We start from the raw sequence: 14867 nt of genomic DNA on the forward strand, positions 1-14867 counted from the left end.
ATTAAAAATCTACAGTTATAGGCTAGTTTTTTATCAAAAAAATAGTTTATCAAGTAGCTTATAATAAGTGCTTAATTTATCACCAACGATAGATGGTGATAGGTTTGAGGTCAATTTAGAGAAATATACATCTCCAGAAATTAAGTTTCAGTCCAAGTGCTACAAGGATTTCATCTTAATTTTTGGAGTGTCTAATAGACTCAATGAGTGTTTTTCCTGGATATCGAGGATGTTGTCCTTAGCTATCACACCTGCCACTTTCCAACCGATTACTGCTCTAAGGCTCGATTCCTATTTCTATCCTGGATATTGCGCTCCAGATGCTACTATCTCACGCTGTAAATCTTTAATAGAACCGAAGAACTCAGCTCGAAGACGGTGCATCTCGTCAATAGTTTCACCCTGCATTAACGCGATTCCTGCCAGTCCGGCTTCCACCCAACGGGAGCGTTCAGCCAAGGCAGACATGATTGTACTAGACAAACTGCTAGGGTTACCGGGTTCAAAACTCCAGCGCGGTTCCAGACGATGCAGTGCTGCCTCAAGAGTGGCAGTGCGTGAATGGATTAATACGCAACCCGAAGCTGCTGCATCATATACAATTCTCGCTTCCTCCGAACCTCTAGTCGGAACTAGAACTATATGATAAGACCGCAGTTGTTCAAAGAACTGCGGCCCGTAGGGAACGGGAGTAAGAAAACGAATCTGTTGAGCATGGTTACGTGCGAGGGAGACCAAATGTTCCTTCTGCGAACCTTCGCCCATGACATCGAGTTTCCAGGGAGGTATCTGATCTCCAAGGGCGGTGAGAGCTTCGATTGCATCGTCTACACCTTTCCATGCCTCAAGTCGAGTAGGCACGATAATCCGGATAGGCTCGGAACTGGATTGTTGAAACTTACGCTTCACCTCCTCCTCATTCGCAACGTCTCCATCCTGAAGCCAAACAGCTTTAGTCAATATCGAGCGACGCGCCAAGTGCCCATACCGTTGCTCTACTCCAGTACCCAAAAATATCGTGGCATCAGCCTCGGCAACGCGCCTGTTGAACTGTGAGCGTACAAGCCCAGCTTTGAGTGCTGACCAACCGCCACTCTTTTCAAGCATGGCTGCGGGGTCACTATCCAAGCAAAATACTTGCATTCCCTTGGCGTACCGACGTCCGACCTCATAGCTCAATGTCGTCAAATCCCACAGATTGCGTGAGCAGGTCGTATGCCAGACTGATGCATTGCGAGCTTCCTCAATCAGTGCCGCCCTGATTGCTGGATATCGGAGCAGCCAACTGCGCGACCCACCACTCCAGGGGAGAATCCGAAACGATAGTCCTGGGTACTCTTCCAGGGCAATATCATAAGTATCTGCCATAGCATTGATGTCAGCAGCCCTCAGGCAGATTAGTCGAAGTTCTGGCTCATATTTGAGCTGCGTGAGAACATCGCGAGCTAGCCCCATAGGAATCGACACATGTTTCTCGTCAGCTGAGAACACAGGAATGGGAAAGGTTATTGTGTACATATTTAGTTGAGAGGCGGATTCTAAAGTAAAGCTAAAGTTTAAGTTTGCACAACTAGGTGATCGCTTTCATCAAGATACAGGAGCTGGCGTAGTTGCCACAGGCAATGTCAAGAAAAGCATATCCCAGGATGTAAGCAATGGCGAGTGGTAAATCTTAGAACCGTGGTACAAGGCGATCGCAAAAACTAGACAAGACTTCAGGCAAGGCAACACCAGTCATTTACGTTTGTTTTGGGGTTTCTTCAGATAGGACTTAGCCCAAGCATATCGAGAAGAATCTTTTTGCAGTAGTACTTCACAACTTCACTGCGTTTATTCTCATCCTTGGCATTTTTGACCACTCGCTTAATTTCAGCATCCTGATCTCGAATGCGAGTTCAAGCAGGCGGTACTCTTGCCAAACTTCAGCCGTCATCTGCTAGGTTAAAGAAAATTTTTCCTATTTCTTTATCAACACAGTTCAACATGGCAACTGGAGATTAACCTGTGAGTAACTTTAACGATGATTTATTCGACATCTCTGGTTGTGACAACCCCTCTCGCCGTGGAGATGTGATTTTTGTCCACGGTTTGGGAGGCAATGCGCGAGGTACTTGGCATCCCCAGGAAAGGCACGATGATAATAATTTCTGGCCTGCGTGGTTGGGAGAAGATTTCCCAGATGTGGGGATTTGGTCACTGGGGTATGAGGTGAAACCCTTTAAATGGAAAGGTAATTCCATGCCTTTGACGGATCGAGCCACGAATACTTTAGATCTGCTGGATAGTTATGAGATAGGCGATCGCCCCCTGATTTTCATTACTCACAGTATGGGCGGATTGCTGGTTAAGCATATGCTTCGCAATGCCAGAAGCTATGGTCGATGGAAGGCGATCGCATCCCAGACGAAGGGGATTGTTTTCCTGTCTACGCCGCATTCGGGTTCGGATATGGCAAGTTGGATTAAGTATATCGGTGGGATTCTCCGCACTACTGTCTCGGTTGAGGAGTTGGAGGCACACCATCCTCAGTTGCGTGACCTCAACCTTTTGTACCGCAATGATGAGGAGTTTAGCCAAATTCCGATGCTAGTTTACTGCGAAACGCGACCGACTCAAGGGGTTTTAGTAGTGAATCAAACCAGTGCTGACCCTGGTATTAGGGGGGTTATTCCCATTCCAATGGATTTGGATCATATCGCTATTTGCAAGGTGGCGGATAAAAAGAGTCAGATTTACCGCCAGGTTAAGCGATTTCTCCAACAGAGTTTAACCACTCCGCTAGCACCGATTGCATTGAGAGAAATAGAGGAACGACATCAGCAAGAGGTTGATAACCGTTTCTTACAAGCGGAAATGCTTAAACAAGAACATATCCGTAATAAAACTCAACATTTTTTTGAGCTTGGTATGATTCGGGCTGAGCTTGAGGGTTCCCTTAGAGCCTGGTATGGGAAACCTATCAACATTAACAAGGCAAACTTTAGGACTATTCTTAACAAATTTCCTGGTATTAACCAAGTGACGGCTAAGGCGATAGTAAATAACCGACCTGATGGTGGATATCAATCATTTGAGGAATTGGTCAATCTGAATCAGAGAAGCTGTCCTAACGCGCCATGGGACATTATTGAATACTTGGTAATGTTTGAAGGTTCTTTCGAGTCGCTACCTTGACTGAAGCTGCCCGAATCGGAACGGGCAAAGTTAAACCCGCCTGGTAAGAATGAGCTAAAGTCGTCCCTAACTCGGCAAGAGTACCCCATTAGAAACGCTAGCAAGTGCAACGACGATGATGTTTACAAACCACTAGAACGCCTCCTGGGATAGTGCTAGGCAACAACTTTTGGGGGATGTTGCTTTAACACCTGCTTAAGATACTGCCCTGTATAAGACCTCTCATTCTCCGCGACTTCCTCCGGCGTTCCTACCACAATTACCTCGCCCCCTTTATCGCCACCTTCTGGCCCTAAATCAATGACCCAATCGCAACAACGAATCACATCTAAATTGTGTTCAATTACCAAAATTGAATTGCCTTTATCCACCAAACGTTGCAAAACATTCAACAAATGATGGACATCGTAAAACGATAAACCTGTAGTTGGTTCATCAATTAAATACAGGGTCTTACCTGTAGCACGGCGAGCAAGTTCTGATGCTAACTTTACCCGTTGCGCTTCACCACCCGATAAAGTAGGTGCAGTTTGACCTAAGCGGATGTAGCCCAATCCAACATCAACTAATGTTTGCAATCGTGTGGATGCCCGTGGAATATTTTTGAATACCTCCAACGATTCCTCCACTGTCATATTCAGGACATCAGCAATTGAATGTCCCTTATACTTCACCTGCAAGGTTTCTCGGTTGTAACGTGCGCCTTTGCAAACTTCACACTGCACATAAACATCCGGCAGGAAGTTCATCTCAATCACATTTACCCCTTGCCCACTGCACGCTTCGCAGCGCCCACCTTTGACATTGAAAGAAAATTGCCCTGCTTTGTAACCTCTAGCTTTGGCTTCTATCGATTGAGTAAATATCTCCCGAATCGCATCAAATACCCCTGTGTAAGTAGCAGGGTTAGAACGGGGAGTGCGACCAATGGGAGATTGGTCAATCACGATCGCTTTATCAATCGCATTTAACCCCTTCATTTCCTCCAACTGAGCAGGAAACGGCACCTTACGAATGAGGTGATGTTGCAAAGCCGGGTATAGGAGTTCGTTGACTAATGTGGATTTCCCGGAACCGGAGACACCTGTAATGGAGACAAGCTTACCCAAGGGAATTTCAACATCAACGTGTTTGAGGTTATTGCGGTAGGCATCTTTGATCAGAAGCGATCGCCCATTTCCTTTTCTGCGTTCAGCAGGTGTTTCAATGACCTTCCGCCCTGCTAGATAGGCACCCGTTAGTGAATCCTCTGCTGATAGCAACGTCTCCAAATCACCCTCTGCAACAATCTTTCCTCCGTGAATACCCGCCGCCGGCCCAATATCAACAATGTGGTTAGCAGCACGAATTGTTTCTTCATCGTGTTCTACCACAATCAAGGTATTACCCAAATCGCGGAGTTTCGTCAGTGTTTGTAGTAAGCGCCCATTATCTCGTTGATGCAAGCCAATACTCGGTTCATCCAATACATAAAGCACCCCAGTCAGACCCGAACCAATCTGTGTGGCAAGGCGAATTCGCTGCGCCTCCCCTCCAGAAAGCGTCATTGCCGCACGGTCGAGGGTGAGGTAATCTAAGCCGACATCAAGGAGAAATTGTAGCCTTGCTCTAATTTCTTTCAGTGCCAGGTCGCCAATTTGGGCTTGGCGATCGCTTAACTGCAATTTGTCAATTCGTTCCCGACATTTTTGAATCGAAGCACCTGTTAAATCCAAAATTTGATATTGCCCCAGCCGTACTGCAAGGGCTTCTGGTTTTAAGCGTTTCCCCTGACAAACCTCACAAGGCTGGTCAATCAGATATTGCTCAAGCTTCTGTTTTTGTAAGTCTGAACTTGTGTCGTCATATTGTCGTTGCAAAATCCGGATGACACCTGCGTAATGCCGATAATCATTGCGTTCTTCAATCCAAATTGGTTTTTCCGAACCGTATAAAAGAATCTGTTGCTGTTCAGTTGTAAGCTGCTTCCAACGAGTTTGGATTTCAAAACCATAGGCTTGCCCCACGCTGTAGAGCAGAGAAAGGTAATAGGAATTATCCTTCTCTGACCAAGGTGCGATCGCAGCATACACAGGTGCTTCTGGGTCAGGCACTACTAAGTCTGGTGAGAAAGTCCGCAAGCTTCCCAATCCATGACACTGAGGACAAGCACCGTATGGAGAGTTAAAAGAAAACAGTCGGGGTGATAATTCCTCCATCACTGCCCCATGTTCCGGGCAAGCAAAGTTTTCTGAAAAGACTAATTCTTTCGGGGATTGTTGATAAGAATCCTCACCATTTGTAGAATTTTCTGGTAGACTACTATCGTGTTTTGCTGGCTCCTCTGACTCTCCTGAAGTATCATTTAACACTTCAACAACCGCAATTCCACTGGTACGCCGTAGACAGGTGGAGAGAGAATCAGTCAAACGCTCCTGTAATCCAGGCTTCTTGATCAGTCGGTCAACGACAACTTCAATGTTGTGAGTATAATTTTTATCCAATTCAATCGAATCACTGAGTTCTCGAACCTCGCCATCAACTCTGACGCGAACAAATCCTTCTGAGGCGAGACTCGATAGCAGTTTCTTATGGGTGCCTTTTTTACCCCGTACTACAGGAGCGAGGATTTGAAAGCGGGTGCGGTCGGGCAGTTCCATAATGCGATCGCACATTTGGTCAATCGTTTGCGGGGCAATATTGCGATCGCAAATCGGACAATGCGGCTCCCCAGCCCGTCCAAATAATAGCCGTAGATAGTCGTAAATCTCCGTTACCGTACCAACTGTGGAGCGAGGATTATTAGAGGTGGATTTCTGGTCAATCGAGATTGCAGGACTTAAGCCCTCAATCGCATCGACATCCGGCTTATCCAGTTGTCCTAAGAATTGCCGCGCATAAGCACTAAGAGATTCAACATAGCGGCGCTGCCCTTCAGCAAAGATCGTGTCAAAGGCGAGGGACGACTTACCGGAACCGGAGACACCCGTGAAGACAATTAAGCGATCGCGCGGCAGTTCCAGGTCAATATTCTTCAGGTTGTGCTGCCTTGCTCCCCGAATGCGAATGATGTTCTGGCTATTTTGATAGGTATTAGTAGTCGAAAGTTGCCCAGCTTGGGATTCAGTGGACAAGAAACCTGAAATATCAGCACGGTCAGACATGGGAAGCAGAGAGCGAAATAGTCCCTAACAATCTTAACGCTGCCGCTTCTAGACCATGCGGAATCAAGCGATAGAGATTAAGATTGCTGCCTAATGGAATTACAACCTGCTAGTGGGGAAGGTAGGGCAGAAATTACTCCCTCATCTCCCTCACGCTTCCCCAACTGCTTCTATCGCTGCTTCAAGTGCGATCGCAATATGCGTCCAATGCGTTCCCCCTTGACAAAATGCAATGTATGGCTCTCGTAGTGGGCCATCCGCTGAGAATTCTGAGGTGCTGCCATCAATAAAGGTGCCACCTGCCATCACTAACTGACTCTCGTAACCGTACATTTCAGCAGGTACGGGTTCGAGATAGGAACCAATGGGTGAGTGCTGCTGAATCGCTCGACACAGGGCAATCAGCTTCTCTGGTGAACCCAGCTTCACTGCCTGAATCACATCGCGACGCGGTGCCATTGGCAGAGGATTGACTGGATAGCCCAGTTCTTGGAAGACATAAGCAGTTAGATGATTACCTTTAAGCGCTTCTCCCACCATCTGAGGGGCAAGAAACAATCCTTGAAACAGCAACCGATTCTGCTCAAATGTCGCGCCTCCCGCACTGCCAATTCCTGGTGCAGTCAAACGACAAGCCGCCGCTTCTACTAAATCAGCACGACCCGCAACGTAGCCTCCAGCCGTAACAATTGTGCCACCCGGATTTTTAATCAAGGAACCAGCAATCAAGTCAGCACCAACGGCTGGGGGTTCTCGATCTTCAACAAACTCGCCATAACAGTTATCAACAAAACAAACGGTATCGGGATTTTGTTGTTTAACTAGCTGGACAATTTTTTCAATATCAGTAATCGAAAGGCTGTCTCGCCACGAATAGCCACAGGAACGCTGGATGAGTACCAAACGAGTGCGATCGCTTATCGCTTGCCCCAAGGCTTGCCAATCAACTTTTCCTTCAGGAGTTAGAGGTAATTGACGGTAATCAATGCCAAACTCAATCAGGGAGCCTTGGTTTTCACCACGTAAACCAATGACTTCTTCTAACGTATCGTAAGGAGCACCAACAACGGCTAGCATTTCATCGCCAGGACGTAACACACCAAATAAGCAACAAGCGATCGCGTGGGTTCCTGACACAAACTGCACCCGCACGGCGGCAGCTTCTGCCCCCATCACTTGAGCAAACACCTTATCTAACGTTTGGCGACCCAAATCATCATGACCATAGCCACTAACTCCGGCAAAGTGATGAACACCCACACGATGCTCTCGAAAGGAATCCAGCACTTTTTTGAGATTTTGCTTGACTCTCGTGTCAATTCCGTAAAAAATCGGGAATAGTGCCTTTATGGCTGCTTGCAGCTGTTCTGAACTGTTCATTAAAACGTTGATTGTCGATTTGGGTTTTTAGAACCAATCATAAATCTGAAATTTGCACATCAAACTACTTTGTGCAGATCGACTTGAAACATTGATCTTTATCTTATATAGGGTTACTGCATGACAATTGCCACCTCACCTCAACTCCGCTTCAACTGGGTCAATATTATTTATATGGCTCTGATTCACGTTGGAGTGCTTTTTGCCTTACTTCCCAGTAACTTTAGCTGGAAAGCAGTTGGCTTAGTCGTTTTCCTCCACTGGGTAACAGGTGGCTTGGGTATTACGTTGGGATGGCATCGTTTAGTCAGCCATCGCAGTTTTCAGACTCCCAAGTGGCTGGAATATTTCCTGGTTTTCTGTGGCGCACTAGCTTGCCAAGGGGGAGTCATCCATTGGGTTGGACTCCACCGCATCCACCATTTACATTCCGATACCGAAACCGATCCACATGATTCCAACAAAGGCTTTTGGTGGAGTCACATGGGGTGGATGTTCTATCAAGTTCCGGCTCATGACGACATTCCTCGATTCACTAAAGATATCTGGGATGACCCAGTTTATAAGTTCTTACAAAATTACTTTGTTCCAGTTCAAGTTGTCTTAGGGCTGTTGCTGTTTGCAATCGGCGGTTGGCCGTTTGTTGTTTGGGGAATATTTGTTCGGCTTGTGGTTGTGTTCCACTGCACTTGGTTTGTCAACAGTGCTACCCACAAGTTTGGGTATCGCACTTACGACTCCAATGATCGCTCGAAAAACTGTTGGTGGGTTGCCTTAGTCACCTATGGTGAAGGCTGGCACAACAACCATCATGCTTACCAATATTCAGCACGACACGGCATGAAGTGGTGGGAAATAGACTTCACCTGGATGACAATTCAGTGCTTACAACTATTGGGTTTGGCACAGAAGGTAAAACTGGTTGAGAAGGCTTAGGACTGTTAATACCAAATTTGCTCTGAATAGTCACTTTTTTTAGTTGTAGAGACGTTCCGCCGGAACGTCTCTACAACTTTATGCTCCTAAAACTGCCCATTTCCCTGAACAACCTGTTTAAGGGTTGTCAGTGATTCTAGGTTAATCATTCCGCGACGATAGCCTTTCTGATTTGATATGCCTAAGAATACCGCGTCTCCCCGTTTTGGGTTACGTGAAAATCGCGGTGAGGAATTGATGTAAGCTGAGGAGCTATCAACACCGAGGGCAAACTGACGGCTTTCTTGGTAAGACTCTGTAATGAGGCAGTCAGCATGACCACTACTATAGTGGTTCATCCATGCGATCGCTGATTCAATGCTATCGACTACTTTGAAGGCAATCACTTTGTCTAAATAAGGCTGGTTCCATTCGGATTCGGCTGCCAAGGTTAATTGGTCAGGAAACTCAGTCACCAGTTCGGAATCACCCCTGAGTTTGAAGCCCTTATCCTTAAGGCTGTTCCACAAGATCATTAAAGCAGAGGGTTTTTGATAGCGATTGATGAGAATCTTTTCGATCGCATTTACAGGATCTGGCTCACTGGCATGGCTATCCAAGATTACCCTACGCACCATTTCCAAACTACCTGTCGCAGACCAGTAAAGGTAGCAGTTGCCCATTGCTGACTTCAACACAGGTGCGGTGGATTGCTGCACGACTTGCTGCACCAGTGTTGGTCGTCCGTAGGGAATGACTAAATTCAAAAACCGATCTTGAGTGACTAAATCTCGAATCGAAGCGCCTTGCTCTGATGCCAAGATTTCCAAGCAGCCTGGGGGTAAACCAGCCTCATCAAGAGCATCCTGTAACGCCTGGGCAATCACCAAATTTGATTGACTGGCTTCGCTACCGCCTCGGAGAATCAGGCTATTACCTGTTTTGAGACAAAAGCCTGCTGCGATTGCTGCCAATTCGGGAAACGCTTCATAAATGAAAGCAATCACACCCAGTGGCATTAGCTGGCAGTAAGTCTGAGAATCATCAAGCTGGTAGGTGGCATTCATCACTCGCCGGATTGGATCAGCGAGTTCCCCAATCCTGTGCAAGATCTGAATCGTTGTCTGTAGCCGTTCTGGTGTTAGTTTCAGCCACTCTAAAATTAGCTCTGGCACTGCCATTTCCCGACTGGCTTCTAAATCCAGCGTATTAGCATCCAAAATGTCATCAAAGGCGTTTTGCAGCGCCTGTGCCATTGCATGAACACCACGACTGCGATCGCCTCCTCTGGTCGTCGCCAATGTTAAAGAAGCCCGGTAAGCACGGGTCACAGCATCAGTAGGGTTAGGCGCAAAGCGTCCCGCATCCGCATCCATATCCATCTTCTGCTAACGTCGGTAAGTTAACCAAACCATTAGCGCTGGGAGTACAGCTAGCAGCACCGCCAGTAACGCCCAGAAAATAATGCTTGGTCCACTTGGTGAGCGCAAGGCTAGTGGTAGCCAGACAATCAGCAATACCAAGACAATTCCCAAAGCAACAGGAAGATAGCTTTCTCCAAGACTGGCATGAGCTGTATTCCAGCGATGCCCTGTCCAGCGCCAAGCTTTTTTGTAGGGGTAGCTTGTGGATAGCTGCTCAATCACATAGCCACTTTCTTCAACCACAAAAATTTGCTGACAGCGGTTGCAGCCGAAGGCTTCCGTCAGCGTAATCGGTACTAGTGAACCCCGGCGCCGACAGGGGCAGGGGTACTCAGTAGTTAGGTCAATTTTCTGAGCTTTTTGAGATGGCACAAGCGCTATTTCATTACCAAAAAACTTCAATGCCGATTGTCCAAAATATGCTAACCCTATTGTTTGCCAATTACACTAAACTTGTGCGATCGCAAACCCTTACAACAAAAGCAGCATCCCTGAACTTGATTGAGACGCTACCTAGGGAACGCCCATCCCTTACTATAACCCGTTCTTCAAGGTTCACAAATCTCCCAGCCTACACAACTTTTCATGTCACTTATAGTTAAATTAGCTTAGTAACCAACAAGTAGCAAACTGTTTTTATTGATTTTTTAATTTCTAAGCGGGTAACGCGATTCGAACGCGCGACATTCACCTTGGCAAGGTGACGCTCTACCACTGAGCTATACCCGCAAACATTCACTAATCTTTAGCTTCGCAGAATTATTCCCATTTGTCAATGGGGAGGATTGGTTGAGAATTTCTCCCCGCTGCTCTACTTACCGAAAAATCACGCTAGAGGTTAAGGTTAATTCCATCCCTCAGGTATCCGCAGACTCTATATGTTCAACCGTTGACTCCGAGGCGATCGCATAATTAGAAGAAACTGGCAGCGCTTGAGTTCTCACGGTACCGTCCTCATAGGAACCGTTGTTTGAGGCTGAGCCAATACCTTTAAACTCTTGCATCAAACTTGCCATTTCCAACGCATTCATCGCATAGTCCCAACCCTTGTTACTTTTGATTCCAGCCCGTTCCAGGGCTTGCTGCATTGTATCAGCCGTCACAATCCCAAAGATTACGGGTACCCCGGTTTGGAAACCAGCGTTAGCAATTCCCTTTGAGACTTCGGCACAAACATAATCAAAATGAGGTGTTTGACCCCGGATGACAGCACCAAGGCAGATGACGGCATCATAGCGACGGGTAAGCGCCGCTTGGCGAGCCATCAGGGGTACCTCAAAACTACCAGGCACCCAAATGTAATCCACTTGTGTGCCGTGGGGGTTGGTATCAACACCGTGGCGTTTCAAGCAATCTTGACACCCCGCTAAAAGTTTTCCAGTCACTAGATCGTTAAATCGACCAATGACGATCGCAAACCGTAGGGGTGTGGACGAAGTAAAATTTCCCTCGAAAACTGCCATGGCTGTCTTTAAATTTTGAGAGTGTGTGGGTTATTATCCTCCCAATCTAAACCACAAAAGAACTCAACGCCCCAACTAGAAAGACAAGAGCAACCCAAACGCCAGAACCTAAGAAAATCAGCCTTTTCGATTGATTCCAGTTCTGAGGCGAAGCATAGGCAACCGGGACACCAACGACCATAACGAATGACAAGGCAACCAGAGCAGCAAGTGATAATTGAAATATGACAGACATTTTCTGTTACTCCCAAGAGACTGGATAAAAACTCTTCAGTCGGAAATCGACCAATGCTAGACTCCGGAGGTCTTCTCCGGAAATAGGAAGCGTGGTCACTTGTGACTGATATTAAAACCTTCCTGACTAGTAACCTACCAAAATTTGACCCGCTTTTTTTGAAATTCCCCAAATCAGGTAACGCTCCAGAGCCTATAGAGCCAAAGCCTCAGTTTAGAAGTCCTGTTAGGGTTCATGGACTACCCACTTTGAGCAATGAACAACAAGTAGCACAGGAAACCACTTAGGCAAGAAGAGAAGAATGGATCTGATTTTATGTCATACAACAACTGACTTTGATTCCCTTGGCGCTGCTGTCGGGCTAACGCGCCTCAAGCCTGGAGCAAAACTCGTTCTTACAGGTGCTGCCCATCCAGCCGTGCGGGATTTTTTAGCATTACATCGGGATGAGTATGCTGTAATTGAACGTCGCGCCGTTAACATCGAACAGATTCGATCGCTGATTGTCGTCGATGCCCAAAAACGCGATCGCTTAGGGAAAGCCGCAGAGTGGTTGGACTTACCTCAGTTAACAAGTATTGAAGTCTACGACCATCACCAGGGTAGCGAGACAGATATTCCCGCTACTCACACTCAAATTGAACCAGTAGGCGCCGCTACAACCCTAGTTGTCGAGCAATTACAACAAGCCTCAATTCAGTTGACACCCATTGAGGCGACAGTGATGGCACTGGGTATCCACACTGATACAGGCTCCTTAACCTATGACCAAACAACACCAAGGGATGCAGCAGCTTTAGCCTGGTTGATGGCGGCAGGAGCAAATGTGCGACAAATTGCTGAATATGTCGATCCTGGTTTATCTTCCCAGTTGCAGGAACTCTTAACCGAAGCCCTAGATAGTCTACAGTCCCAAACTCAGCTAGGACACACCATCTCCTGGGTACTTCTAAAAACCTCTGACTATGTACCAGGGTTATCTAGCCTAGCATCACGATTACTAGAATTAACTGAGAGTGATGCCCTACTGCTAGCGGCAGAGTATGGGGGGAGAGGACAAGAAGATGGGGAAAAATTATCACCCTACCGCTCTACCACCCTACCACCTCATCAACAAGAAACTTTATTACCTCAATCCCAATTAAGCATAATTGGGCGATCTCGTATTGAGGGAACCAATTTAAACGAGTTGTTTCAACCGTTTGGGGGTGGAGGACATTCCCAAGCAGCCGCTATGAGAATCCGAGATGTGAATCCCTCGGAACTACTAGAACAGCTAGTTAACCAACTCAAAGAGCAAATTCCCCAGCCTCTAACTGCACAAGAATTGATGTCTTCGCCAGTCCGCACGATTCGCCCAAATACCACGATTAGCGAAGCTCAGAGAATCTTGTTGCGGTATGGGCATTCAGGGCTTTCGGTAGTAGATGAAAACGACGAGCTAGTTGGGATTATCTCGCGACGGGATATTGATTTAGCGTTGCACCACGGTTTTGGTCATGCGCCAGTCAAGGGTTACATGACTAAGAATGTGAAGACAATCACTCCCCAAACGTTGCTGCCAGAGATAGAGTCCCTAATGGTGACTTACGATATTGGGCGTCTGCCAGTTTTGGATAATGGGCAGTTAGTGGGAATTGTTACCCGCACCGACGTTTTACGGCAACGGCATCAAGAGGGGAGTGGGGAGAATTCTTATTTTATCCCAATCACCAATCCTCAATCACTAATTCCTAATTTGCGATCGCGTCTTGCTCCCCCGCTTTGGGAACTCCTCATGAGGACTGCTCAAGAGGCTGACCAACGTGGCTGGCATCTTTATCTGGTAGGGGGAGGGGTGCGAGACTTATTACTCGCTGACGCGGCGGATAAGCTGCTGCTAGAAGATATTGACCTAGTGGTGGATGGCTATCATCGCTCAGCGGATACAGGGGCAGGAGTCACACTCGCTAAAGCCCTCCAGAACATCTACCCAAACGCTCGATTAGAAGTCCATGGGGCGTTTCAAACGGCGGCATTGTTGTGGCATAACGATCCCGTTCTCGGTTCGCTCTGGATCGATATTGCTACGGCTCGGACAGAATTTTATCCTTATCCGGCAGCTAATCCAGAAGTTGAAGCCAGTTCAATTCGCCAAGACCTTTACCGACGCGATTTTACAATCAATGCAATGGCGGCTCGTTTGACGACTTCCCGTGGTGGAGGGTTGCCCCTATTAGATTTCTTTGGCGGTTTACTCGATTTAAAATCGCATCAAATTCGGGTACTGCACGCCAATAGCTTTATTGAAGACCCTACCCGGATTTTTCGAGCAGTGCGGTTTGCTGTACGCTTGGGCTTTCAAATAGAGGCGCAAACCGAAGCCTATATTCGCTATGCAATTGAAAGTGGTGTGTATGAGCGATCGCTTTTAGCCAACAGCAAAGCCCCAGCCCTCCAAACCCGCCTTAAGGCAGAACTGAAGTATATTTTGCAAGCCCCGTATTGGGAAAGAGCCTTGGAGTTGCTCGATTCTTTAGAAGCACTGCGGTGCCTCCATCCCACACTGAAGTTAGATGAGCAGTTGTGGTGGCAGGTTCGTTTGGTTAATCGGTGGCTGCGACGATTTGACCCTGACAAAAACCTAGAACACTGGCAGATGCGGCTGGAAGTCTTGCTGGCTCATCTTGCACCAGAATCGCGCACGGCAGTTGCCATAAATCTTCAGCTTCCAGCAGACAGTATCGAACGCCTTGAGCAACTCGATCAAGTAAAAGCGAAGGTTGTCGAGACTTTACCCACCTGCCAACGCAGGAGTGAAGTTGTGCAACTACTGCGCTCTTACAAGCTACCAAGCTTAGTTTTAATTGCTGTCCAAAGTCCAAGAACAATCCGACGCAAAATCTGGCAATACCTCACCACTTGGGCTAATATGCAAGCCCCGCTAGATGGCAATACCCTTAAACAACTGGGTTACAAACCGGGACCCCAATACCGACAAATTCTAGACGAACTCCTAGCGGCGACACTCGATCAGGTGATTCAGAATGAGGCAGACGCGAAAGCTTTTTTGGCAGAACATTATCCGCTAACAGGTAATGCGTGATTAAGTTGCTTGGTTTAGCTGTCAGCCGTCAGCTTTCAGCCATCAGCT

Annotated in this window: 10 protein-coding genes and 1 tRNA gene; 3 read left to right on the forward strand and 8 right to left on the reverse strand. The window is 47.1% G+C overall.

What is annotated here, in order from left to right; all coding sequences use genetic code 11:
- Positions 1-297: 297 nt before the first annotated feature.
- Entirely contained in the window at positions 298-1455 is a 1158-nt protein-coding gene (locus tag H6F98_RS10225; protein ID WP_192218559.1) for a glycosyltransferase, read from the reverse strand.
- Between the two features lie 549 nt (positions 1456-2004).
- On the opposite strand from H6F98_RS10225, the gene H6F98_RS34425 reads away from it, so the two are divergent.
- Positions 2005-3174 carry a helix-hairpin-helix domain-containing protein gene (locus H6F98_RS34425; RefSeq protein ID WP_192218560.1) on the forward strand — a complete coding sequence of 390 codons (1170 nt, stop codon included), beginning with the start codon at positions 2005-2007 and terminating at the stop codon, positions 3172-3174.
- Between the two features lie 155 nt (positions 3175-3329).
- Here H6F98_RS34425 and uvrA read toward each other — a convergent pair whose 3' ends face one another.
- Together uvrA and H6F98_RS10240 are read right to left on the reverse strand one after the other, a co-directional pair.
- Positions 3330-6317, reverse strand: a complete 2988-nt coding sequence (gene uvrA, locus H6F98_RS10235) for an excinuclease ABC subunit UvrA (RefSeq protein ID WP_192218561.1) — start codon at positions 6315-6317, stop codon at positions 3330-3332.
- A gap of 150 nt (positions 6318-6467) precedes the next feature.
- Positions 6468-7697, reverse strand: coding sequence for a methionine gamma-lyase family protein (locus H6F98_RS10240; RefSeq protein WP_192218562.1), 1230 nt, complete (start codon positions 7695-7697; stop codon positions 6468-6470).
- A gap of 120 nt (positions 7698-7817) precedes the next feature.
- Here H6F98_RS10240 and H6F98_RS10245 point away from each other — a divergent pair, with 120 nt between their 5' ends.
- On the forward strand, positions 7818-8633 hold the full coding sequence (locus H6F98_RS10245) for an acyl-CoA desaturase (protein ID WP_192218563.1): 816 nt from the start codon (positions 7818-7820) through the stop codon (positions 8631-8633).
- Positions 8634-8719: 86 nt separating this feature from the next.
- On the opposite strand, the gene H6F98_RS10250 is transcribed toward H6F98_RS10245, so the two are convergent.
- From H6F98_RS10250 to psbZ, 5 genes are all read right to left on the reverse strand, one after another.
- Positions 8720-9988 (reverse strand): glutamate-5-semialdehyde dehydrogenase, encoded by a 1269-nt coding sequence (locus tag H6F98_RS10250; RefSeq protein WP_192218564.1) that lies wholly within the window; start codon positions 9986-9988, stop codon positions 8720-8722.
- A gap of 12 nt (positions 9989-10000) precedes the next feature.
- On the reverse strand, positions 10001-10408 hold the full coding sequence (locus tag H6F98_RS10255; RefSeq protein WP_192218565.1) for a hypothetical protein: 408 nt from the start codon (positions 10406-10408) through the stop codon (positions 10001-10003).
- A gap of 285 nt (positions 10409-10693) precedes the next feature.
- A tRNA-Gly gene (locus H6F98_RS10260) sits at positions 10694-10765 on the reverse strand.
- A gap of 128 nt (positions 10766-10893) precedes the next feature.
- The gene (ribH, locus tag H6F98_RS10265; protein WP_192218566.1) at positions 10894-11499 is read right to left on the reverse strand and encodes a 6,7-dimethyl-8-ribityllumazine synthase; all 606 of its coding nucleotides are present in this window, start codon (positions 11497-11499) and stop codon (positions 10894-10896) included.
- A gap of 46 nt (positions 11500-11545) precedes the next feature.
- On the reverse strand, positions 11546-11734 hold the full coding sequence (psbZ, locus tag H6F98_RS10270; RefSeq protein ID WP_192218567.1) for a photosystem II reaction center protein PsbZ: 189 nt from the start codon (positions 11732-11734) through the stop codon (positions 11546-11548).
- A 301-nt stretch (positions 11735-12035) separates the two neighbouring features.
- Here psbZ and H6F98_RS10275 point away from each other — a divergent pair, with 301 nt between their 5' ends.
- On the forward strand, positions 12036-14819 hold the full coding sequence (locus H6F98_RS10275) for a CBS domain-containing protein (RefSeq protein WP_192218568.1): 2784 nt from the start codon (positions 12036-12038) through the stop codon (positions 14817-14819).
- The last annotated feature ends 48 nt before the right edge of the window (positions 14820-14867 follow it).

Source organism: Microcoleus sp. FACHB-SPT15 (genome assembly GCF_014849525.1).
Classification (GTDB): domain Bacteria; phylum Cyanobacteriota; class Cyanobacteriia; order Cyanobacteriales; family Coleofasciculaceae; genus Symplocastrum; species Symplocastrum torsivum.

What these genes read in the sequence shown, in the direction of transcription:
- H6F98_RS10225 (WP_192218559.1), bottom strand. Translation starts at nt 1,455, where the DNA reads ATGGGGCTAGCTCGCGATGTTCTCACGCAGCTCAAATATGAGCCAGAA.
- uvrA (WP_192218561.1), bottom strand. Translation starts at nt 6,317, where the DNA reads ATGTCTGACCGTGCTGATATTTCAGGTTTCTTGTCCACTGAATCCCAA.
- H6F98_RS10240 (WP_192218562.1), bottom strand. Translation starts at nt 7,697, where the DNA reads ATGAACAGTTCAGAACAGCTGCAAGCAGCCATAAAGGCACTATTCCCG.
- H6F98_RS10245 (WP_192218563.1), top strand. Translation starts at nt 7,818, where the DNA reads ATGACAATTGCCACCTCACCTCAACTCCGCTTCAACTGGGTCAATATT.
- H6F98_RS10250 (WP_192218564.1), bottom strand. Translation starts at nt 9,988, where the DNA reads ATGGATGCGGATGCGGGACGCTTTGCGCCTAACCCTACTGATGCTGTG.
- ribH (WP_192218566.1), bottom strand. Translation starts at nt 11,499, where the DNA reads ATGGCAGTTTTCGAGGGAAATTTTACTTCGTCCACACCCCTACGGTTT.
- psbZ (WP_192218567.1), bottom strand. Translation starts at nt 11,734, where the DNA reads ATGTCTGTCATATTTCAATTATCACTTGCTGCTCTGGTTGCCTTGTCA.
- H6F98_RS10275 (WP_192218568.1), top strand. Translation starts at nt 12,036, where the DNA reads ATGGATCTGATTTTATGTCATACAACAACTGACTTTGATTCCCTTGGC.